This is a genomic window from Desulfobacter vibrioformis DSM 8776, from assembly GCF_000745975.1.
Classification (GTDB): domain Bacteria; phylum Desulfobacterota; class Desulfobacteria; order Desulfobacterales; family Desulfobacteraceae; genus Desulfobacter; species Desulfobacter vibrioformis.
This window is the reverse complement of the sequence record NZ_JQKJ01000008.1, coordinates 55,882-78,635: the sequence shown is the minus strand read 5'-3', so window position 1 is coordinate 78,635 and position 22,754 is coordinate 55,882. Positions and strand designations below refer to the sequence as shown.

The 22,754-nt window shown below is 48.8% G+C and carries 21 protein-coding genes; 8 read left to right on the top strand and 13 right to left on the bottom strand.

Going from position 1 to position 22,754, the window contains the following annotated elements; all coding sequences use genetic code 11:
• Positions 1–150 precede the first annotated feature (150 nt).
• Positions 151–2,394, top strand: coding sequence for an APC family permease (locus Q366_RS06290; RefSeq protein WP_051957859.1), 2,244 nt, complete (start codon positions 151–153; stop codon positions 2,392–2,394).
• Between the two features lie 156 nt (positions 2,395–2,550).
• Positions 2,551–3,852, top strand: coding sequence for a CBS domain-containing protein (locus Q366_RS06285; protein WP_035237382.1), 1,302 nt, complete (start codon positions 2,551–2,553; stop codon positions 3,850–3,852).
• Positions 3,853–3,881: 29 nt separating this feature from the next.
• On the opposite strand, the gene Q366_RS06280 is transcribed toward Q366_RS06285, so the two are convergent.
• From Q366_RS06280 to Q366_RS06265, 4 genes are all read right to left on the bottom strand, one after another.
• Complete coding sequence (locus Q366_RS06280; RefSeq protein ID WP_035237380.1) at positions 3,882–4,580, bottom strand: glutamine amidotransferase; 699 nt, start codon at positions 4,578–4,580, stop codon at positions 3,882–3,884.
• Between the two features lie 61 nt (positions 4,581–4,641).
• A complete protein-coding gene (locus tag Q366_RS06275; RefSeq protein ID WP_035237378.1) occupies positions 4,642–5,571 on the bottom strand; it encodes a sensor domain-containing diguanylate cyclase in 930 nt (309 codons plus the stop codon).
• Positions 5,568–6,182: a hypothetical protein gene (locus tag Q366_RS06270; RefSeq protein ID WP_035237376.1), complete on the bottom strand. Its 615-nt coding sequence runs from the start codon at positions 6,180–6,182 to the stop codon at positions 5,568–5,570. Before Q366_RS06270 ends, Q366_RS06275 begins: the two co-directional genes overlap by 4 nt.
• A gap of 14 nt (positions 6,183–6,196) precedes the next feature.
• Positions 6,197–6,556 (bottom strand): response regulator, encoded by a 360-nt coding sequence (locus tag Q366_RS06265; protein ID WP_035237374.1) that lies wholly within the window; start codon positions 6,554–6,556, stop codon positions 6,197–6,199.
• Between the two features lie 261 nt (positions 6,557–6,817).
• Here Q366_RS06265 and Q366_RS06260 point away from each other — a divergent pair, with 261 nt between their 5' ends.
• On the top strand, positions 6,818–7,573 hold the full coding sequence (locus Q366_RS06260; RefSeq protein WP_245619890.1) for a DNA ligase: 756 nt from the start codon (positions 6,818–6,820) through the stop codon (positions 7,571–7,573).
• On the opposite strand, the gene Q366_RS06255 is transcribed toward Q366_RS06260, so the two are convergent.
• Entirely contained in the window at positions 7,553–8,650 is a 1,098-nt protein-coding gene (locus tag Q366_RS06255; RefSeq protein WP_035237372.1) for a hypothetical protein, read from the bottom strand. The two genes, Q366_RS06260 and Q366_RS06255, sit on opposite strands and share 21 nt — an antisense overlap.
• Positions 8,640–11,054, bottom strand: a complete 2,415-nt coding sequence (locus Q366_RS06250) for an SNF2-related protein (RefSeq protein ID WP_035237370.1) — start codon at positions 11,052–11,054, stop codon at positions 8,640–8,642. Before Q366_RS06250 ends, Q366_RS06255 begins: the two co-directional genes overlap by 11 nt.
• A 127-nt stretch (positions 11,055–11,181) precedes the next feature.
• Between Q366_RS06250 and Q366_RS06245 the strand changes: the two genes are divergently transcribed.
• Positions 11,182–11,724, top strand: a complete 543-nt coding sequence (locus Q366_RS06245; RefSeq protein ID WP_035237368.1) for an NADPH-dependent FMN reductase — start codon at positions 11,182–11,184, stop codon at positions 11,722–11,724.
• A 38-nt stretch (positions 11,725–11,762) separates the two neighbouring features.
• Here Q366_RS06245 and Q366_RS06240 read toward each other — a convergent pair whose 3' ends face one another.
• The 7 genes from Q366_RS06240 to Q366_RS06210 form a co-directional block, all read right to left on the bottom strand.
• Positions 11,763–12,170 (bottom strand): universal stress protein, encoded by a 408-nt coding sequence (locus Q366_RS06240; RefSeq protein WP_035237367.1) that lies wholly within the window; start codon positions 12,168–12,170, stop codon positions 11,763–11,765.
• Between the two features lie 4 nt (positions 12,171–12,174).
• Entirely contained in the window at positions 12,175–13,413 is a 1,239-nt protein-coding gene (locus Q366_RS06235; RefSeq protein WP_035237366.1) for an Nramp family divalent metal transporter, read from the bottom strand.
• A 16-nt stretch (positions 13,414–13,429) separates the two neighbouring features.
• Positions 13,430–14,812, bottom strand: a complete 1,383-nt coding sequence (locus tag Q366_RS06230) for a sigma-54 interaction domain-containing protein (RefSeq protein ID WP_035237365.1) — start codon at positions 14,810–14,812, stop codon at positions 13,430–13,432.
• A gap of 180 nt (positions 14,813–14,992) precedes the next feature.
• Positions 14,993–15,190, bottom strand: coding sequence for a ferredoxin (locus tag Q366_RS06225; RefSeq protein ID WP_035237359.1), 198 nt, complete (start codon positions 15,188–15,190; stop codon positions 14,993–14,995).
• On the bottom strand, positions 15,162–15,434 hold the full coding sequence (locus Q366_RS06220; protein WP_051957858.1) for a hypothetical protein: 273 nt from the start codon (positions 15,432–15,434) through the stop codon (positions 15,162–15,164). The genes Q366_RS06225 and Q366_RS06220 overlap by 29 nt, the downstream gene beginning before the upstream one ends.
• A 73-nt stretch (positions 15,435–15,507) precedes the next feature.
• Positions 15,508–16,182, bottom strand: coding sequence for a DVU0298 family protein (locus tag Q366_RS06215; protein WP_035237357.1), 675 nt, complete (start codon positions 16,180–16,182; stop codon positions 15,508–15,510).
• Positions 16,183–16,307: 125 nt separating this feature from the next.
• Entirely contained in the window at positions 16,308–16,655 is a 348-nt protein-coding gene (locus tag Q366_RS06210; protein WP_156968124.1) for a hypothetical protein, read from the bottom strand.
• A gap of 372 nt (positions 16,656–17,027) precedes the next feature.
• Between Q366_RS06210 and Q366_RS06205 the strand changes: the two genes are divergently transcribed.
• The 4 genes from Q366_RS06205 to Q366_RS06190 all read left to right on the top strand — a co-directional run bounded on the left by Q366_RS06205 (position 17,028) and on the right by Q366_RS06190 (position 22,559).
• Positions 17,028–17,705: a transglutaminase-like domain-containing protein gene (locus Q366_RS06205; protein WP_245619889.1), complete on the top strand. Its 678-nt coding sequence runs from the start codon at positions 17,028–17,030 to the stop codon at positions 17,703–17,705.
• 284 nt (positions 17,706–17,989) lie between these two features.
• Complete coding sequence (locus Q366_RS06200; protein ID WP_051957857.1) at positions 17,990–19,705, top strand: methyl-accepting chemotaxis protein; 1,716 nt, start codon at positions 17,990–17,992, stop codon at positions 19,703–19,705.
• 79 nt (positions 19,706–19,784) lie between these two features.
• The gene (locus Q366_RS06195) at positions 19,785–20,525 is read left to right on the top strand and encodes a substrate-binding periplasmic protein (RefSeq protein WP_035237355.1); all 741 of its coding nucleotides are present in this window, start codon (positions 19,785–19,787) and stop codon (positions 20,523–20,525) included.
• Positions 20,526–20,804: 279 nt separating this feature from the next.
• Positions 20,805–22,559: an AMP-binding protein gene (locus Q366_RS06190; protein ID WP_035237353.1), complete on the top strand. Its 1,755-nt coding sequence runs from the start codon at positions 20,805–20,807 to the stop codon at positions 22,557–22,559.
• Positions 22,560–22,754 lie beyond the last annotated feature (195 nt).

Genomic DNA, 22,754 nt, shown 5'->3' with positions numbered 1-22,754 from the left:
GAAGACAGAATTCTGTGATTTCCGTGTATTCTGTGGTTAAAATGTTTTTCATAGTTTATTGTGTCCGCTAGGATCTGAAATCAAAAAAATCCAGCCAGACCCAAAGCTGCGCCGGATGGAGTAAAATATCCTTGGGGGGATGTTACGATCATGGCAGCAACCACCAGAAAACCACAACCAGGCCAGGGAAATACAGGAAACAACCTTAGCGCATTTGGCGGCGTTTTTACGCCCTCCATCCTTACAATTCTCGGTGTAATCCTGTTCATGCGCGCCGGGTTTGTCATTGGCCAGGCCGGTATTTTTCAAACCATTCTGATTTTATGCCTGAGTCATGCCATCACACTGTTAACGGCAATTTCCGTTTCAGCCGTGTCCACAAACACGCCGGTTTCGGCAGGTGGTGCCTATTTTCTGATATCAAGATCCATCGGGCCCGAGCTTGGCGGTGCCATTGGTCTGGCCCTGTTCTGCTCCCAGGCGATTTCCGTTCCGTTTTATATCCTGGGATTTACCGAATCCATGATCCGGACCTTTCCAACCCTTGGGATCCACTTCAGAACCATTGCCCTGATCACCACCGCTTTTCTGTTCATCATCACCCGGGCCGGTGCCAGGTGGGCCGTACGAACCCAATTTCTTATCATGGCGGTCCTGGTGCTTTCCATTCTCGCATTTTTAGGCGGAGCCCTGGCTCATTTTGACATCAACCTGTTTTCAGATAACTTTGGACCGGGCTACACCAAAGATACATACGCCTTCTGGAACGTCTTTGTCATCTATTTTCCGGCAGTCACCGGAATCATGGCAGGCATCAGCATGTCCGGGGACCTGAAGAATCCGGCCCGGGCCATCCCGGCAGGCACCCTTGGCGCAGTTGTCACAGGATTTATCGTGTACGGGCTTCAGATCCTCTTATGCGGCGGAGCCCAATCCCGGGAACAACTGATTTATTCATCCTTTGAAACGCTTTGCAGCCAGGCGCTTTTTAACGCCGGATTCCTGGTGGTTGCCGGTGTATTCGCAGCCACCCTGTCCAGTGCCCTGGGATCCTTCATGGGGGCCCCCAGGGTGATCCAGGCCGTTGCCAGGGACCGGCTGATCCCCATTCTGCATCCATTTGAAAAGGGGACAGGACAGGCCAATGAGCCGGTCAGGGCCCTGTGGCTGACCCTGGGCTTAACCATCATCACAATCCTGTGGGCAGGCAATGGCAACACCGGCCAGGCATTTAATATCCTGGCAGGTGTTGTCACCATGTTCTTTCTTTACACCTATGCAATGATCAATGTTGCCGCCTTTGTTGAATCCTTTGCCGGCAACCCGTCCTTCAGACCGGGATTCAGGTACTATCACTGGCTGCAAGCCCTTGTCGCGGCGGCAGGGTGCGCGGTCACAGCCTTTTTGATTCACCCGCTGACAGCGGTTTGTGCGGCCGGCATCATCTCCGCAATGGTTGTACTGCTTAGACGCAGGTCCCTTAAGGTCCGTTTCGGTGACGCACGATGGGGGTTTTTCTATTCCAGGCTTAAAGCCAATCTTCACCAGCTTTCAATGATGCCCGTTCACCCCAAAAACTGGCGCCCGGCGGTTCTGGTGTTCTCGGGAAATCCTAAAACCCGTTTGCCCCTGGTGCAGTATGCCCTGTGGATCGGCGAAGAACGGGGCATTGTAACCCTGGTCCGTATCCTTCCCGGCAATATCCAGGACCTCATGGAAAAAAGGCAGACCGCCTTGACCCAGCTTAAAAAAGCCTTCCGGGAATACGGCGTCAGCGGTTTCTCAACGGTTATGGTGTTACCCGATCTTGACCAGGGCATCTGCGCAGCGCTCCAGGCCCATCCCCCGGGGCCCCTGAAGCACAACACCGTAATTTTCGGCTGGTCATCAGACCCGGCCAGGGCCCAGTCCTTTACGCGGCATCTGCGCATTGTCCGGGCCATGGGAATGAATCTTGTTATAATCAATGCCAAGGGGCTTCCCCAGGATCATGGAAAAATCTTTATCGATATCTGGTGGCGGGGCAAAAAAAACGGTTCCCTGATGATTATCCTGGCCCATCTTCTCATGCTGAACAGGCAATGGGCTGATGCCGCCATCAGGCTGTTCAGGATCATCCAGGATCCTGCCGGAGTGCAGCCGGCAAAGCAGGCCCTGGAAGCCCTGCTGCGGGAGGCCAGGGTAAAGGCTGAAACCAGGGTCATCGTGTCCACGGATTCCTTTGAAACGGTATTTAAATCCATCTCAACCAGTGCATCGGTTGTTTTCATCGGCTTCAACCTGCCTGAACAAAACGAAGCAGAAGCGTTTCAGGCCAGGTATACCAGGACACTTGCCCCTTTGCCCACCCTTATCATGGTCTCGTCCATTGGGGACTGTGATCTGTTTGCTTGAATTTTAGCCCGATAAAAGTTGAGGCATCATCAAATAATGGGTATATTGTATGAATGGACCAACAAAAAAATGTAAACAAGCCTATTGAAATGATATCCGGCAAAATATCTGATCAAGATCCTATCATAAAAACACTTCCGCCAACAAAGAGGTCTTATGAAAATCATCACCACACATAAAGGTTCTGATTTTGATGCCCTGGCATGCCTTGTGGCAGCCACCATCATATATCCCGATGCCAAGCCTGTCCTTCCCGGAACCGTTAATGCCAACCTTAAAAATTTTTTAGCCATTCACAAGGATATTTTTAATCTGTGGGCACCCAATGAAGTGGATCTGGATACGGTAGACACCCTTATCTGCGTGGACACACACTCATGGTCCCGCCTGGACCAGCGCTTAAGCGTTTTATCTGAAAAGACGGACCTTGACGTCATTGTCTGGGACCACCACGAAGACGGGGATATTGACGCCCGGGAGTCACATCTTTCCCGGACAGGGGCTGCAGTTACCCTGCTTGTCCAGCAAATCCAAAAGGAACGTAAACTGATCACCCCGATTCAGGCCACCTTGTTTTTAATCGGCCTTTATGAAGATACAGGTCATCTGTCCTATCCGTCCACCCTTCCCGAAGACGCTTATGCGGCAGGATTTCTGCTGGACCGCAAAGCGGATCTCAATATCCTGGGCACCTTTTTGCAACCGGCTTACGGCAAAAAACAAAAGGAGATCCTCTTTGACATGATCCAGCGGGCAGAACGAAGTGAAATCAAAGGGTTTTCACTGAGCGTCTCCCAGGTGAAAATCCATGGCCGGGTGGAAAACCTGGCCATGGTGATGCAGATGTACCGGGAACTGATGAATGTAGATGTGGCCTTTGGCATATTCAGGGACGTGGAAAAAGACAAATGCATGGTGATCGGCAGAAGCGGGGTGGATGAAATAAATATTGGCGTACTCATGCGCTCCCTGGGCGGTGGCGGCCATCCCGGAGCCGGTTCTGCCCTGGTCAAGGGCGCGAATCCTGACGCACTATTGGAAACCGTTCTGGAATTGCTCAAGGGCAACCAGTATTCCTCGGTCATGCTTTCCGATATCATGTCCTACCCTGTGGTAACGGTAAAAGCCGACACCCTTGTGGGGGATGTGGCCATGATGCTGCGGGAGATGGGGTGTTCGGGCATGCCTGTTGTGGACGATGACAAGAATCTTGTGGGCGTTGTTTCAAGACGTGATTTTAGAAAAATCAAAAAGTCAAAACAGATGCAGTCCCCGGTTAAAGCCATTATGAGCCGCAACATTATTACCATTGATTATGATAAAAGCGCCTTTGAAGCGGCCCGCCTCATGATCAGACATGATATCGGAAGAATTCCGGTCATGAAAGATGGAAAAATCATCGGTATCATCTCCCGGTCCGATGCCATGATGTATTTTTATGATCTGTTGCCCGATTAGAACCAAATCTAAAAAACGTGCATAGCTTTTCAAACTAATTGTGCAAATCTTTTTAAAAGAGACGCCGAATACGGCGTCTCTTCTATCTGCTCAAAAAGTTGCCCGGGGTCCCAACCAGCAGATTTGACATCCTCTGACAGATTCCTGATGTAGCCTTTTGTAGCCGCTGAATTTACCTCGGGATGGAACTGGACCCCCCAGGCATTTTTACCGATTCGAAATGCCTGATGCGGCTCAAATTCGTTTCGAGCAAGAAGCGTTGCATCGGGAGGTAAGTGAATAACGCTTTGTGAATGAAATAGGTGAACTTTAAATCTGCCCGGCAATCCCATAAATAAAGGATCATGATCACAGCTTGGCAGCAGCTCTATTTCTCTGGTGCCGATTTCAAGACCAACCGGATGAAAATCGACAATTCCATCCATGGCTTTGGCAATCACCTGATGGCCAAAACATATCCCAAGCAGGGGGATTTGATGATCAATGATCTTCTTTGTCCACGCTTCAAGTCTAAGGCACCAATGCAGGCGATCTGTTACATACGCATGAGAACCGGAAATGACTGCACCCCTAATCTGATCTGGTTCCGGCAGAGGGTCTGATTCAGCATTGACAACTTTAATTTCGAGTTGCCCAAGACCCTTTGAGATCCAATCTTCAAAATCCCCGTATTTATCTATGATATCCGGAAAGGTTTTCCCTGTTTTTACTATCACAATAGGTTTCATTTGTAACTGGCCCTAGGTTAATATTTAAAAAGGTTACTATTCAAAAAATTTTGAGCCAAGATCAAGGCCCCAGGATAAATTTCCGGTCATCCAGGCATGCGGCCACCCGATTTTTTCCATTGTGTTTGGCATAATATAAAGCCTCATCTGCTTGGCGCACCAGATCTGATTGCTGGTTATCCTTGGAATATTCAGCCACACCAAAACTGCAGTGCTGGTGGCCTGCCGCTCCAAAATCGTGGGCTGCCAGAATACGCCTGAGTTTGTCTGCCACGGCAACCGCATTTGCTAACGCGGTCTGGGGAAGAAGAATACAAAACTCCTCGCCTCCCCACCTGGCAAAAACATCGCTTTCCCTGATGCTTTGGGCGGAAATGGTTGCGATCTCCTTGAGAACATAATCCCCCACCAAGTGTCCAAAGGTATCATTCACTGATTTAAAATTATCAATGTCTAAGATAATCATGGAAAAAGTGTAGTCGTGACGGTCCGCTTTTTTTATTTCTATAGCCAGAAGCTCATTAAACATTGTTTTGTTGTAGCATTGGGTAAGCCCGTCGGTTCGAGCCTGTTTTTCCACCAGCTTGAGTTGCGTCTCAATAATCGCATTTGCTTCCAGTAACGGGGTGGCATCATATATCAGGATGGCAGCCTGGGTGTCATCCAGGGCAGTGATTACTGAATCCTGGCGCATGAAACGAAAAATGGATTTTGTAATTTTGTTCAGTTTGATGGGAATAATGTATTTTTCCACGGATGCGTTCGTGAAGGCCGGGATTTTCAGCGTAAACGCTATATGGATTTTACGTTTCAGGATGGAAAATGAAGTACCTGGAAACAATTCCGGCAGGTGCTGTCCCCGGGCTTTTTCCTGACTGATCCCTGTATGCACGACCAGCCATCTGTTCCAGGACAGTATATTCAGATCCTTATCCGTGATGATAACCCCGTTTTCCAGGGTGTCAAGAATGTCAGTTTTCACGGGGGTCATGTATTCTCCTCTATAAATGCGTACAGGCTTTTTTCCAGCCAGACAAACATTTCATCATCAAACAGGATGAACAGATGACCGGTGATCTGCTCCTTCTCGAACTCCAGCAGGGTGGAAATAATAATCACCATGCTGTAGCCAGTTTTTTCCCGGCCCATAAACAGCCGGTTGTTCAATTCGATGATAGGCGGGGAAAATGAGACCACCGAATTCAGGAGTTCGGCCAGTTTGCCAATGCAAGACGCTCCCAGTATATTGGCTATTTCCAAGATACTCTGCCGGATTTCTGCGTCATCTTCTTCCTTGTCTATGCATACGTCTTCCAGCAGACAAATCAGGTCCTGCATATTCGAAGCACTCTGCTTGTCTATGACAAACAGGATTTCGCCCTCAAAAGTCCCTTTAAACATCTGTGTGCTGATGTAGAGGTTGGGTTCATGGTTGTTTTCACCGAGAACGGCATGTTCCACTTCTCCGACCGGAACCACCTTAATTCCTGGCACCCTCAGTTGAGCAAAACTGTCAAACAGATCTGCAATTGCCGCTGTGGCAGACCCGTATGAAATATTGATCAACTCTTCTAATGCATCTTTGATCTCGTTATCAATCATTTTTCAGGAAACCCTCATTGAATAGTGGCCAGGATTTGTGCGATACGCGTTTCGTCTATGGGTTTTTTTTCGATGCCTTTGGCTCCCAGGGCCAAAACCCGCTCCCTGGCCTTGGCCTGGATATCGGCCGTGATCACATACACCTGGGCATCCGGATCGTGGGCACGGATGATTTCAAGGGCTGTGAAACCGTCCATCTCCGGCATGGTCAGATCTAAAAATGTGATATCAGGTTTGATCTCCTTGTACAAGTCCACAGCTTCCCGGCCATTCACGCCCTGGAATATTTTTGAACTGTTTTTCACATTTTCAGGGATGCGTTTTAAAATCATAGCTCTTGATAATTTCGTATCGTCAACAATCAAAATTTTCATAGTTCTCCTCAAACGCCAATTCAAATTGCCTTAAACATAGCACAAGTTTTATTTTTTTTATCCAAAGAAAAAGGTCTCTTCCTTTCTTGACAAAAGTCGGGGGGGTATCTTACACTCCTTTTCAATTCCCAAATCAAATAAAGGGAGGGACTTATGTCTGATTCCGCCAGCCCTGTTTATCCTAAAATTATCAGGATATGGTTAACAGGAACAATGGTAATCTTCTTTTTTTGCACGTTTTGTCAGGCAAAGGAGTTGCATTTGCAGAAAGCCCGGTCGTATACCGGAAAAGAAGACATTAAGGGCTGGGTCATGAGCGAAAAACTGGATGGGATCAGGGGATACTGGGACGGCAGCCGCCTGCTGACCCGGAAGGGGCTGCCCCTTCATCCGCCGCCGTGGTTCATCAAAAATTTTCCTGCCTTTGAATTGGATGGCGAGTTGTGGAGCAAACAAGGGGATTTTGAGTTTATCCAGTCTGTGGTGCTTGATGCCGAGCCCGGCCCGGGGTGGGAAAAAATTAATTACCATATTTTTGAAGTCCCCAACCAGAACGGAATATTTTTTGACCGGCTTGCCAGGGCAAAAGAGTGGTTCAAATCCCATCCCACCCCCCATGTCAGGGTGATCCGGCAGACTTTGATTCAAGATAAATCAGACCTGGACCGTTTTTTCCTTGACGTGACATCAAGGGGCGGCGAAGGCGTTATCGTAAAAGATCCAGATATGCCCTACCACACCGGCAGAAGCGCCCATGTCCTCAAGGTAAAAAAAGCCCGGGACATGGAAGGCCTTGTCATTGGGATTAACAAGGGAAAGGGAAAATATGAAAATGCCATGGGATCGCTTACGCTGAAACTGGAAAACGGCGTTATCTTTAAATTAGGAACCGGGTTCACTGACCGGGTTCGGAACAACCCGCCTGCCGTCGGGACAACAGTGACGTTTAAATATCATGGGTTCAGTAAAAACGGGGTGCCGAAATTCGCCTCTTTTTTAAGACTCAGGACCGACTGAAACAGCCCCGGCCAGACAGTCCGGGCAGTTGATGTGCAGGCTGGAACACAATCCCAGGCCATAGGTACCGGCCCCGCAGGATTGGCAGGCAACCGGGTCCATGTCCTTGGTCACAGGATTGTAGGTCAGGGTAAAATCCGTATGGCTGCGGCCGGATATGAGCCGGGCAAACACCGTCACACAGGCAGAGGTCAGGTACAGGGCCGCTGCCGGTTTAAAATCAATACGGATGCCGTATTTGTTGAGCAGATCTTTTTTCTTGGCTGCAAGTTCGGCTGGAATCATGGCGATTTTTTCTTCCCGTTCCCTGACCAGGTCCTGGGAGAGGCCGCTTCTGCTCAGGTTTTGCCGCATCTCCGTTTCAAGGGCCTGGTAATATGCGTCAAGGCTTGCCGTATCCCTTTGAAACCGCCGGTTCATGCTGTCCACAAATGAGGCCAGCCGGTCTTCCACCAGGTTCTGTCCATATCGGGAGACAACGGTCCGGATCGATTCAATTTCCTTTTCATTTAATCCCCGGGCCTTTTTAAAGCTGAATTCCTTTTGAACATGGGCAAGGTCCCAGGCCATGTCCGGGATCACCACACCGGTATCCAGGTTGACGCAAATCTCCACAAGGCCCTGTTTTATTTCATCACTCTGGGCGGTATACCGGCAGGTCAGTATAAGATACCGGGTTCTTGCCTCTCCGGTCTTCATCACCCGGACCTTGGACTTATGGAATTGAAACCGGTCTGCAATCAGCCGGTCAAATCCCTGGGTTTTGATATAATCAAATTTCAGTTCAGCCCGGGCAAAGGGCGCGGATTCCCCTGCCAGGGTGAGCATCCGGTCAAGAAACGGGGTATTCAGCTGCACGGCATGGACCTTTAGCCGCCCCTGTTCCACAACCTCTTCAGGCCCCACCCGGAAAAAATCATCCACGCCAAGGGTCTGGGCCGCCGCTTCAGGCAGCAGGATATCCCGGGTCAGGCCCTGGTCTTCCACCACCCCTCCCCGGGCCTTGAAAAACCGGCAGGCAAAATCCATGGCATCAATCTGTTCATGCCTGTCCTGTTCATGTCCCTTAGAGTTCATAGCTGTCTCCAAAAAGTTTGCCGTCCAGTTCCCTTGTTTTTTCATACCCTGTTTTGGCCCGTTTCAGTTTTGCGCCCAGCTTGGCAAAGGATTGGTCCCGCTCTTCCGGGCTTTGTGAATCCACCCAGATGTCGCAGACCATATCCGAGAACTCCTTTTCCCCCCTGACCCGGCCCAGGATCATGTCAATCTCTCCGATGACCATCTCAAACATATTGATTTTCCGGTCCAGGATATCCAGGATATAATCCTCAATGGAGCCCTGGGCGCAGAAATTATAGATCTGCACTTCCTTTTCCTGGCCAATGCGGTGGATACGGCCGATTCGCTGTTCAATTTTCATGGGATTCCAGGGCAGATCGTAATTGACCATCCGGGAACAAAACTGGATATTGCGCCCCTCTCCGCCGATTTCCGTGGTGACCAGCACCTGGACATTATCTTTGAATGCCTGGATCGCCTCATCCCTTTTCTCATTGGGCATGCTGCCGTGGAAAAGAACAAAGGAGACATCATTCCAGGCCAGAAATTCAGCCAGGTGGTCCAGGGTTGCCGTGTATTTTACAAAGACAATGAGCTTTTCTTTGTCCGCCTTCAAAAGCTTGAGCAACGCCATGTTCTTGGGGGTATCCACCGTTGTCCGGCACAGGTTCCGCACCGCGTTAATCTCTTTTTCAATCTCCGGCAGCCAGGACCGGCTTTCAAGCATCCGGTCCAGGGCGGCCTCCACTGCCTTGGGGGATGATCCGGCCTGGGCCAGCAGATTTTTAATCATCAGTTTGCCCTGCCCCTTGTTCTGATCGTTGAGCAGGTGCAAAAAAACCTGAAGCCGTTCATAAAAAGCGGTCTCGCCCTTTGTGGGCGCAATGCGGATGGTGGTGGCAAACCGGGGCGGAATATGAATCCCTGCCAGGGCCCGGGTATTTCTGATCATCACCTGGCTTAACAGGTGTTTGAGCATTTCCCTGTTCTGGGGGTCTGTGGGGTCTCCGCGCTTCATGAACCGCTCCCTGAAGGCGGTGGCCGTCTCAAGCTGCCCCGGCTTGAGCAGGGTGATCAGGTTGTACAGCTCCATGAGGTTGTTTTCCACGGGCGTGGCGGTCAGCAAAAGGATAAATTTTTTCTTCAGGGCATTGACCAGCTTGAAATTCAACGTGGATTTATTTTTCAGATGATGGGCCTCATCAACAATCACCATGTCGTACTCCCGGCCGGTGATCAGGTCCCAGTTTTTCTTTGACTTGGCCTGGTTGATGGACGCCACCACAAGATTTTGTTCCCAGAAATCCCGGTCCCCGGATTTGAATTCCGGACTGTCTGTTGATGGCACTTTGAGGTTGAATTTGGATGCCATTTCCGTCTGCCACTGGGAAACCAGGGGAGTCGGGGTCAGGATCAGCGCGGTTTTCACCATGCCCCGGCGCAAATATTCCGACAGGATGATCAACGCTTCAATGGTTTTGCCCAGGCCCACCTCATCCGAAAGCAGGGCCCGGCCCCTGAACTGCTTGAGTACCTTTTTGGCGGTCTCCTCCTGGTACCAGAACGATTGGATTTGTGTAAGCCCCGGCAGGCAGATCAGGGTTTCAAAGGATTCCGCAAACCGGATTTGGTGGCTCATGAGCGCCAGTTCATACAAATCCGGCCCGGCAGTTTCAGTGCCTGACAGGGCCTTGACAAACGCCTCTTTGTCAATGTTCACGGTCACAGGAACCGAAGCCGGTTTTTCAGGCGCCTTAACCTTGACAGGGTGAACCCTTGATGGATCAGGTGTTGGCTCAGGTGTTGGATCAGGTGATGGGTCAGGTGTTGGGGAGGTCGGATCAGCCACATCCGCCAGGTCTTTGGCACCCGCCCCAGCCGGACGGTCCCGCAGCCTGTTCATTTCCGCAATCAGCCGGGTCGCTTCCTCACGCCTCTGGGCCGCGGCAATTTTTTCTTTGCAATAGCCAATGATCTCTTTAATGGTAGCTTTGTTTTTGCGTTTATTGCCAATTTTAAGCAGTGCAAAATTTTGGAACAGGGCTTCGGCGGTTTGCAGGCAACGCTCATATTTCTCCAGTTTCATTAAAAGAATGACCTGGTTATAACGCATGAAATCGTCTAGTTTTCCGATTTTCTCAAGGCACTCCAGTGCATCCAGCTGCACCTGCGGGTCGTCGCATAACTGGCCTATCTGCCCCATGAGGTGAATCACCGTCTCTTCTTTGGGCAGCAACTTGACGGCTTTTTTTATAAATTTGAGGGCCTGGGAAAAATTTTGGGTGTCATGGTAATGAAGGGCTTCTTCATAGTAAAACCACCCTTTATCAGCGGCAACCTGCCCTGCCCTGGCCCGCCTGACCTGCACCTGCTTTTGCTTGCGTTTTTGTTTGCGCTTTTCCGCGTTTGATTTTGCCAACATGCCTCCCTGATTTTTTTATCCGCCGGTATCGCTGACGAACCATTTGCAAAACGTCAGATTGGAATGGTATATACTGAAATAAATATGAAATCAAATCGCTATAACAAGACAAACAGGAGATGACAGCATGAAAAAAATTGGAATGATCGTTGGTAGCCTGAGAAAAGAGTCTTTTAACCGCTCTGTGGCCAAATATCTGGCCTCAGTCGCTCCCAAAAGCTATCCTGTCAGCTTTCCCGATATCGGCAACCTGGAACTTTACAACCAGGACCTGGACGATACGCCCACCGCTGCCTGGGTTGAATTCAGAAATGAAATAAAAGAGCTGGATGCCTTTTTATTTGTTACGCCTGAGTACAACAGATCCATCCCGGGCGTTCTGAAAAATGCCATTGACGTTGGGTCAAGGCCTTACGGGCAAAGCGTCTGGACCGGAAAGCCGGGGGGCATTGTCAGTGTCTCCCCGGGTGCCATAGGCGGATTTGGCGCCAGCCATCACCTGAGACAGGTACTCTCTTGTTTAAATGTTTACACCATGCAGCACCCCGAAGCCTATGTGGGAAACATTATTGAGGCATTAGATGATTCGGGGCAGGTGATTGCAGAAAACACCCAAACGTTTCTCACCAAATACATGAATAGCTTTATTCACTGGATTGACCGGTTCTAACTGTTAAGGATATCCAAAAGGATTCAAACACGAATTTTTTATTCAGGGCCCAGCAGCAGCATCGGAATGCTGATTTTCTGCTTAAGGGTCTTTGATACACTGCCGAACAGGATCTGACCAAAGGTTGAATGCCCGTGGGTGGCCATGGCCACAAGGTCGTAATCTCCATCTTGGATTTCTTTGAGAATCTGTTCATCCGGTTCGCCGCTGCGCTGCACCACTTTGGCATCAATACCCTGGTCAACGAGTTTTTGGCATCCTTGTGCCAACAAAATCTCTGCATTCCGGGTCAATGCCCGGTGCTCATCCAGTGTATGGGAATGAACCACATGCAGCAAAAAGACCTTGGACCGGTTCTGGAGGGCAAGTTGGGCCACATGTTCAAGGATCCGGTCATCCACCGGTGAGCAGTCCATGGTAACCAGTATGTTTTTATATATTTGCATGATATCAGGCTCCTGTGACCGTGGTATAAAGCAGATAAATATTTAAAACAATGACAATGGCCGAAATCACAATGGCTGCTGCAAATTCGGCCGGCCCCGAGGCAAATCTGCCCATGCGTTTTTTATCCCGGCACAGCATCAAAAGCGGAATCAGGGTAAACGGCAGCTGGAGACTTAAGACCACCTGGCTGAAAATCAAAATCTTATAGGTATCCATGGACAGGACAATGATTAAAAAAGAAGGTATGGCCGTGGCAAATACGGAAAACCGGTATAACAAAGTTCTGGGATCCTCGGGCTTTCCCAGAAAGCCTGTGATCACATTGACCTCGGCCATGGATGATGTCACGGAAGACCCGACACCTGCAAAGACCAGGGCCAGGGCAAAAAGGAATCCCGCCAAAGGTCCTGCCAGGGGGGTCAACGTGGCAGATGCCTGTTCAATACTTGTGACCGCGGCTTGATTCTTTGCAAACACGGCTGCCGCCACAATGATCATGGCCGAATTAACCACCCAGCCCATAATCATGGCCGCCAGGGTATCGGCTTTCTCGTAATTGAGCTGGGACATTTTTTCCTCTTCCGAAATACCCCATTCCCGGGAATGAATGACGTTGGAATGCAAAAAAATGTTATGGGGCATCACCACAGCGCCTAGAATAGCCATGGCAACGTAAATACTTTCCCGGTTCAGGTGGGGGACCACCATGGCCGGAAGAGCTGCGGACCAGTCCGGTTTAACAATGTAAATTTCAATCAGATAGCAAAGGGCAATGATGGCCAAAAATCCCATGATAATAATTTCAAGCCGGTGGTAGCGCTGGCTGACAATTAAAAAGGTTTCAAGTCCTACGGTCACAAGTGCGCCCATCCAGAGGGGAAAGCCGAAAAGCAGATTGAACCCGATGGCGCCCCCCAGAAGTTCGGCCACATCCGTGGCAACGCAGGCAAGCACAATGGTCAGGCCCAGCATGGCCGAAACCGGCCTTGAAAAGCGATCCCTGATATTAACGGCCAGGGATTTACCCGTGGCAATCCCAAGTTTTGCCGCCATGTTCTGAATCACAATGAGCATGATGGTACTCAAGGTGATCACCCACAGCAGTGAATACCCGAACCTTGAGCCGCCCTCGATATTGGTGGCCCAGTTACCCGGATCAATAAATCCTACGGTTACCAGGAATCCAGGCCCCAGGAATCTGAGCAGGGTCTTGAACCGGAATCTCTCCCAAATATTTACCATATACGCACCATCCTTGTTAGAAGGTATCTGAAAACGCTTTGATCTCCGGATGGTCACTTAAAAAGCGGTACAGTGTTGCCCGTCCCACACCTAACACCCGGGCCGCTTTGGATTTGTTGCCTCCGGTTTTGACCAGGGCGGATTGAACATTTTCCTGATTGAGTTTTCCCCGGGTAAACTGTAGCCCAGGCGATGCGGGCTCATTTGATAAGACAGGCCGCAGGGGATGCCTGTTGGATGCAAAGGGAAGATCCGTGGGCAGGATAACGCTGCCCCGGGACCGGACCACGGAAAACTGGATCACATTTTTTAATTCCCTGACATTACCGGGCCAGTGGTAGTCCATCATCTCCCGAATGGTGTCAGGGGCCAGTTCCGGTACGGGCTTTTTATTTTCTTTTTCCGCCTCCCGCAGGAAATGCTCGGCTAAAAGCGGGATATCGTTTTTTCTTTCCCGCAGGGGCGGCAGGTGGACGGGAATGACGTTAAGCCGGTAGTAAAGGTCTTCCCTGAACCGGTCGGCCCGGACCTCTTCGGCCAGGTCCTTGTTGGTGGCTGAGATAATTCGGACATCCACGCTGATCTTTTTTTCTCCGCCTACTTTTTCAAATGATCCCTCCTGGAGGAACCGCAACAGTTTTACCTGGGTTTTCAGCGGCAGATCCGCCACTTCGTCCAGAAACAGGGTGCCTTTATGGGCCAGTTCAAACCGGCCTTTACGCTCCCTGACCGCCCCTGAGAATGCGCCTTTGACATGGCCGAACAACTCACTTTCCACAATGCCTTCGGGGATGGCCCCGCAGTTCACCGGGACAAAACTGCCGTTGCCGTAGGACGAAATGTCATGAATCGCATAGGCCACCCGTTCTTTGCCGGTACCGGTCTCACCGGATACGTGGACCGGATAGTTATACAGGGCCACATCCCGGATCTGCCGGAAAATGTCCTGCATGACTTTGTCCTTGCCGATGATGCCTGCAAAATTGGAGAGATCTTCGGCTTTCAGGGACAGACGTATGGAATCGGTCATATCCCGGAACGAGGCCACTATCCCCCGGATTTTCCCTTCATGATCCAGAATGCAGGAAACCGTCATTTCCAGATGCCGGGTATCCCCTGTTTTGGTGACTATGGTAACCGGATACTCCTTGGTTCCGCCGGAAAGTTTCGGGGAGTTTTCACAAAAGGAACATTTGGAACCGCAGAACGGGGCCTGGAACACATCGTGGCAGTCTTTGCCCAAAATCTCTTTTTTACTATATCCGGTAATTTTTTCTGCTTCCTTATTAAAAACAGTGATCATACGTTCTGTGGTATGTGCCATGACGCCAAGTTTAAGATTGTCCACCACGAGGTTGAGATTGTGAAGATCCAGCAGAGAGTGTGTAAATTTTTCCATTTTTGATTTCCCGGCAACGCGCTTTCAGTATTAAATACCAAGCTGTTCTTGAACCGGTTTCTTAAATGGCACATTTGTGTATCATGTGCAATGTTTTTCTGCATCTGTAAAAAGAAAAAAAGGGTGGATACTGAATGAATGTCCGAACGGTAAGGCTGAAACGGGAATTGCGCCAGAAAATTACTCCCAGGAGATACAGTTTCTAGGGCAGTTTTTCACAGCTTCAAGGATATCGTCGTCATCCTCATACCTGTCAAGGGGCCGTACATCCACATACCCTGCATCTTTGATTTCAAAGGCGTGGGGGGCCAGATCAATGCAGACCCCGCATTCAATGCAGCAGCCAAGATCAATCACCGGTTTTTTTTGTATGCTCATTAAGGCCTTCCTTTATCAATGAATTTATGTCAATGGATTCAACCCACCAGCCCTTTAAAATATGCGCCTGTTTCTCTTTTTCAGCCAGGTCAAGAATCTTGTACCCTGTGTCCAGCAAAATCCCGTAAAGCACGCCGCATCCGGGGTCTTCATGGTGTTCATATCCGGTCTGCGCCAATTCTATCATTTTATGGGCCAGATCAATGGTGCGCGCGATATTTATGTCACATTTTTTTTTCAGCATGGCAAATTCTCTTTAATCGTTTCACCCCCGGGCAAATAAAACGGGTCATTATTTATTTCAGCCCAGTATCTGCTCAGGGGGTGCAGGCAAGCACCATATCCGATATCCGGACAACCGTAAAATCCCACCCTGTGTAAATATCAATGGGGGTTCTGTCTGCCTTAATAAAATCGGGCAGAACCATACATTTAAAGGCACCGGCATTGGACAAGGCCCTGACAGCATATCCACGCTTTACCGGATCCTTGGAATCCAGATGGGCCTGGAGCTGTTCCCGGGTGATATCTGTCATATCCCGGGGTGCTGTGCCAAGATATGTGCCAATCCCCCACAAAACCCCGCGCTGGAGCATGTCATGTTCAATGTGGTTGCCTTTGTGATCCAGGTAGGAAAAAAGGATGCTTTTAAATTCCCGGGCCAGGGCCGGGCTTTTGCTTAAAATCTCTCCCATGGCTTCGGGTGAACCCCAGCCAATGCCGCCGGATTCATCATTCAAGTTCCACATGATCCGTCTCAAAATGACTCTGGCGTTTTCCAGACTATTTTCCGCAGTCCTTGCGGCAAGCTCTCCCATGGCAGTCACGCTGCGAAATTTGATCAACTCGTCCTTATTGTAAAAAGAAGAGAACAGATGTCCGGTGAGCTGGGCATCCGGAATCTGCGCCAGCCTGGCCAGGGCCTGGCTGCGGCTGCCAAGGGCAAGGATTTCGCCCACTTGTTTTTTTATCTTTCTGCCGTAGGGTTTCATAGTTGTTCTCTTTCACATGTGTATTGCTGTTTCAGCCCGCCCTTTAACATATCCGGGCGTCTGCTTTAATACCAGAAAGAGCACAAATTATGCCAACCCGGTCCAGGCCGGACTGTTGACTTTTACTATATGAACTGCCCCAAAGCACTGAATTTGACCTTCAGTTCATGGATGTGTTTGTCATAGTTGCGCATTTTTATAATGGCCCCGGTGATCAGATAACAGCCCAGGACAATCAATCCAAGATTAAGAATGCCAAAGGGAATAACCAGGTGCAGCACGTTGAAAATATTGTAATATTTGGAGGTGGCAATCAAAAGTCCGATCACGGACAAAGGCAGGGCCAGCACAGCGATTCCGGTTCTCATAACAGCCAGGGATGTGCGTTTTTCCGCCAGGAGCAGCTGTACTTCGTTGATGACAATGGAATCAAATTTTTCCGAATTATCGGCGGTCTCAATTTGCGGTGTCAATGATTTTACTCCATATTTTATTTCGTGTAACACAATCATGTCAGCCATTGAAAAGTTCAAGCTGTATTTTATTAACAATAATTAACAAATTAACAAAATTCATTCCAAAAACACAGGCCTGCCTGTTTTTTCAGCGGATCAGAAAAAAATTTATCAAACACTTGGCCCATGCGTGTTTCAAGCGGTTTTAAAAAGATATCAGGCGGATATGAACACGCGGCCATGGTTTATCTGTCTCAAAAACCGGCACATAAATGTATCCCGATACAGGTACGGCTATTGATTTCATGGCAGGTAACAGGTATAGCAGGCATGTGGCGTGACCCCGGAATTTGGATTTATATTCGCAATTTAATTTCCAGGATAAAAGATATGAATATGGATAAGTTCTCTTTGTATTGTACACCGACGTTTTTCATTGATTCGGATCATGAAAAAATCATTGCCTTTTCATCCCGGCATGCAGGATCATCGAATACCCCAGTAAAAAAGGCTGTCAGCATTTATTACGCTGTCAGGGATCAGATCCGGTATGACCCCTATGAAATTCCTGACTGCCAAGAGGGGTTTAAGGCAAGCCGGGTGCTGGCGGCAGGCAAGGGGTTCTGCGTGTCAAAGGCTGTGCTTTTGGCGGCCTGTCTCAGGGCCCAGTCCATACCGGCCTGTCTGGGATTTGCCAATGTGAAGAATCATTTGACCACGCCCAAACTCAAGGCAAAAATGGGCACAGATCTTTTTGTATGGCACGGGTATACAGAGATCTTTCTGGAAGGAAAATGGGTCAAGGCTACACCGACATTCAACTTGAGCCTGTGCCAGGCGTTTGGTGTACTGCCCCTGGAATTTGATGGTCAAAAAGACAGTGTATTTCACCCCTTTGATGCCAAAGGCCAGCGGCATATGGCATATATTAAAAACCATGGCCATTTTGATGATCTGCCCTGGGGCAGACTTATGGCGGCCTACCAGACCGCCTATCCCAGATATTTTGAATCGGACCGGATTTCAGGCGATTTCAATGCCGAAGCAAAGGAACTGCATCCTGAATAAAGGCCCGCTCTTGTTTATTTGATCAAAAACCTGATTAACGATCTGGCTAACAAACTGATATAACAGCAGTTATTGTGTAAAATCCCCTCTTTTTTTAAGATCTCTTCTATTATTTATACGCTATCAAATTAAAAACTAATCTGAAACTAATTTGACTGACATATGCGGTAAGAATAATACTTTTTTTTACCTTTAATCAAAAATTATACTGAATTGGCTTCCGGAATCTTTTTTCCGAAGTCGGAACCATCACATTATTGCATGGCGCATGCCGGGGAAAATTCATGAGAACCGCTGAAATAAAAGGTAGGGGCAGCATTGCTCTTAAGACGTCTGTCACCTGTGGGGTCATTATTCTTGTTCTTTTAGCAATCAACAGTATCATCTCCATCCGTCTTCAGTCCGGCCTATCTGAGAGCATGATCAAACAATTTTCAATCACCCAGAAAAGTGCCCTTGAAGAGAATGCGAAACATCTGAAAAAATCACTGGTTGCAGATATGTCCGTCAACCTGGGAATCTGTACCTGCATGACCCGTTCTTTTCTCTACAACTTTGATCAGGATAATTTGTTCAAACTGATAAAAACCTACCTCAAACTGGAAGGCATCCAAGCCATTAAAATATTGGATGCAGATGGCAAACCGTTTGGCGCAGGCTGGAAAACACCCGAAATCAAGACCGGAAAAAGTCTGCCGGAATCAATATCACTGGATGAAAATCTGTCCCTGGCAGCAGATGCGATTCATGAAAAAGAAAAAGTTGGAACCGTCAGGTTTTATTATTCAGAAGACCAGGTGAAAAGAGATATTGCCAGAAAAGAGTCCCAGACACAGACCAGCATTACTGAATTCCGGTCTATTGCAAAGTCCAACATCAAAAAATCAGTAACGATCCAGGTCATTGTCGCGGCGGTTATTATTGTTGCATTGCTGTTCACACTGGTCATCTGTTTGAAAATGTTCGTCACCCGGCCCATCAAAAAAACAATTGAAATGATCAAGGACATTGCGCAGGGAGAAGGTGATTTGACCAAACGCTTGGAAGCAAAGAGCCGTGATGAAATCGGTGAGTTATCCAGCTGGTTTAACCGGTTTATAGAAAGACTTCAGGCGCTGATTAAGGAGGTGGGGGAAAACTCCAGAGAAATCAATACCGCATCCACCGGTTTTTCCCAGTTGTCGGCATCCATGAGCTCTGGCATTGAGGGGCTTTCTTTGCGTTCGGGCAGTGTGTCTGATGCTGCCGAAGAGATGAGCGCCCATATGACCTCTGTGGCTGTCGCCATGGGAGACGCATCCGGGAACATCAATATGGTTGCCACAGCTTCCGAAGAGATGTTAGCCACAATCAATGAGATTGCACAAAATGCGGAAAAAGCCAGAATCATAACGAATAATGCCGTATCCCAGACGCAGAATGCGTCCGCCCAGGTCAATGAACTAGGGAATGCAACAACTCAGATCGGCAAAGTCATTGAAACCATTACAGACATATCCGAGCAGGTCAACCTTCTGGCGCTTAACGCGACCATTGAAGCAGCACGGGCAGGTGAAGCCGGCAAGGGGTTTGCGGTTGTGGCAAATGAAATAAAAGTCCTGGCAACCCAGACAGCAGATGCGTCCGCTGCAATCAAAGAACAGATCCGGGACATCCAGTCCTCCACTGGAAACACAGTAAAAGAAATTTCCAATATTTCGGAAGTAGTGTCGCAGATCAATTCCGTTGTTTCCGCAATCGCTTCAGCAGTGGAAGAACAGTCTGCCGCAACCCAAACAATTACACAGAATATCTCCCATGCCTCCAATGGTATCGGAGAGGCCAGTGAAAACGTGTCCCAGGGATCATCTGCCACCAGCCAGGTCGCCGGAGAAATAACTGAAATTAAGCAGGCGTCTGGCAGTCTGGCCGATTCCAGCCAGGAGGTCAAAACCAACGCAGACAAGCTTTTACGCCTTGGCAACAGACTTTTAGAACTCATGGGGAAATTCAGGGTATGATTGCACAGAATCCAAATCCTCTGCCTTTCTTTTGAGAATACGTAAACATTTAAAATAAAAATTAGGGGAGAGAAACACAATGAAATCATACGCAATCAAGCTGATTATCGCACTGTTCTACGTTGTTGGGATTGCTGCAGACGCATCAGCCCAGGAGTTTTCCATCATGACCGAGGAGTTTCCGCCGTTTAACTACACGGAAAACGGGAAAGTGACCGGCCTTTCATCTGACGTGATGATGGAGTTGACCCAAAGACTGGGGCACTCCAATGACGTTAAAGTACTCCCCTGGGCAAGGGCATACAATATGATTCAGAAAAAAGACGGCGTGATCCTTTATTCCATGACCCGTACCGAGGCACGGGAAAACATGTTCAAATGGGTGGGGCCGGTTGCACCGAACAAATGGGTTTTTTTCGCAAAAAAAGGAAGCGGATTGCAGATCAACTCCCTTGAAGATGCAAAAAAGGTTAAAAAGATAGGGACATACAAAGACGATGCCGCTGAAACCTTCTTAAAAGAGAACAAATTCACCAATCTCGAAAGCGTGGTGGATGACCTGGCCAATGTAAAGAAACTGAATGCAGACCGTATCGATCTTTGGATAGTTGGAGAACTTCAGGGGGTATTTAAGGCCAAAAGCGTTTTAGGGGATGCATCTGCATTTGAAAAAGTATTCGACGTAAAAAAAACCCAGCTTTACATTGCTTTCAGCAAGTCAACTCCGGACAGCGTTATTGTCAACTGGCAGGCCAAGTTGGACAAAATGAAAGCAGACGGTACATATGATGCCCTGATGGAAAAGTATCTGCAACATTAAACGGCCAAGTCACCGGACATCGGCGTTACGGCCAAATTGTTCATTGAATTCATTATGTAGGCTTTTACACCTACATGCGGCGAGGGAATACGCCTATAGTATAGCGAGTAATCCACTGACATGAAAATTAAGCCTTCAACCGATTGGTAGAAAACTGCCGGCCTGGTATAAATGAAAGTTTTCTAAATGACAGACCTTTCTTGCGGATTCTGCCTTTAAGGGCAAGGCAGGAGCGGCCTTAAAACAAGATATGTAATCCATTTAACCGGGAGGGAACCAATGACGTTGAAACGCTTCTATAAAGAGGTGATGGCACTCAATGGGATTCAGGATATGGCCCAACGTGAAATCGAAGCACAAACGTTTTTTAAAAGACTGAATTCAGCCGAATTACCCCAAACCTTTAACTGGGCCCAGGAGATTTTTGAAGATATACACGTCAAAGAGCGCCCGGACCAGTTGGCGCTTATCTGGGCAGACCTGCATACAGATGAACAAGAGCAATATACATATACCCAGTTGGCTGAAAACGGTAACAAAGTATTAAATTTTTTGCGTAAACAAGGGGTGGAGAAAGGCGATAACCTTTATATGCTGACACCCATTGTCCCCCAAACCTGGTTTGCCTCCTTTGCCGCCATCAAAGGCGGTTTTGTCGCTGTTCCCACAGCCACCACCATGACTGAACGCGAAATCCAGTTCCGTTTTGAAGCGTATCCACCGGATGTTGTCATTGCCCTTGAGAGCCTAGCCGACCTGGTGGACGATGCCCTGGCCAAGGCCGGGTGCATACCCAAGGCCAAAATCATCCTTGGCGCAAAACAGGGGTGGACATCCTATCCTGAAATCGCAGAAGAATCACCCATAGCCTCACCTGCGACCATTAAAAGTGAAGATGTCCTGTTCTGCTTTTTCACCTCCGGTACCACAGGGCTTCCCAAACGGGTGGGCCATTCCGCTGTCTCCTATCCTTTGGGCCATATGTCAACGGCTGTAACCATCGGACTTGAGCCCGGAGGCATCCACCACAACCTGAGTGCGCCCGGTTGGGCTAAATGGGCATGGAGCAGCTTTTTCAGCCCGTTTAACGTCGGCGGCACTGCCACAGGCTTTAATTTCACCGCGCTGGATATTAAAAAATACCTAAGCTTTGTGGCCAAATATAAAATCAATTCATTCTGCGCACCGCCCACTGCCTGGCGCGCCTTTGTGGGCCTTGACCTGGCAGCGTATGATTTCTCGAACCTGAAATACTCGTTGAGTGCAGGCGAACCGTTGAATCCGGAAGTCATTGACCAGTGGCGGGAAGCCACGGGGACTGAAATCCGAGATTTCTACGGCCAGACCGAAGCCACATGCATGATTGGCAATCCGCCCTGGATGGAAGGCAAAATGCGCTTGGGTTCATTTGGATATCCATCATCCATGTACGATATCATGTTATCCGACGATGAAGGCAAACAGATCACAGAACCTGACACCACCGGCCATATCGTGATCCGTCTTTCCAACTGGCGCGCCATTGGGCTGTTTCAGGAATATATCGGCAATGAGGCAAAAACGGCTGAAGCCTTTAAGCACGGCCTGTATTTCACCGGTGACAAAGCCACCTTTGACAAGGACGGCTACTGGTGGTTTGTGGGCCGCTCCGACGATGTCATCAAAAGCAGTGATTACCGGGTTGGCCCCTTTGAGGTGGAAAGTGCGCTGATTGAGCACCCGGCCGTCATGGAGACTGCCGTGGTGGGCGTGCCTGATCCCAAACGTCACCAGCTGGTAAAGGCGTTTGTTATCCTGGTTCCCGGACAGAAACCATCAAGGGAACTGGCTCTGGAACTGTTCAAACATACCATTGATGTGCTTGCCAAGTTCAAAATTCCCAGAATCATTGAATTTGTGGAAGAACTGCCCAAAACCATCTCCGGTAAAATCCGGCGCATAGAGCTCCGGGAAAATGAGGAGAGCAAAACCGCGGGCCAGGTCACTGAATTCTTTTATCATCAGTTCCCGGAATTAAGCTCAAAAAATCAATAACCCGAGACTGTAAAACCGTCACAGGCAGCCGGTTTGAAAAAACCTGCTGCCTGTTTTTTTCAAGGGCATTGCCGGGCGTTCTAATAAAGTTGAAAACCACTTTCTTTTATGGCAGAATAAAAAATCGTCAATTGTAAAGGCCTTGGGCCTGCATAATTAGGCTGGCTTTCCGGGTCTTTCATCCATTGGCCCTTT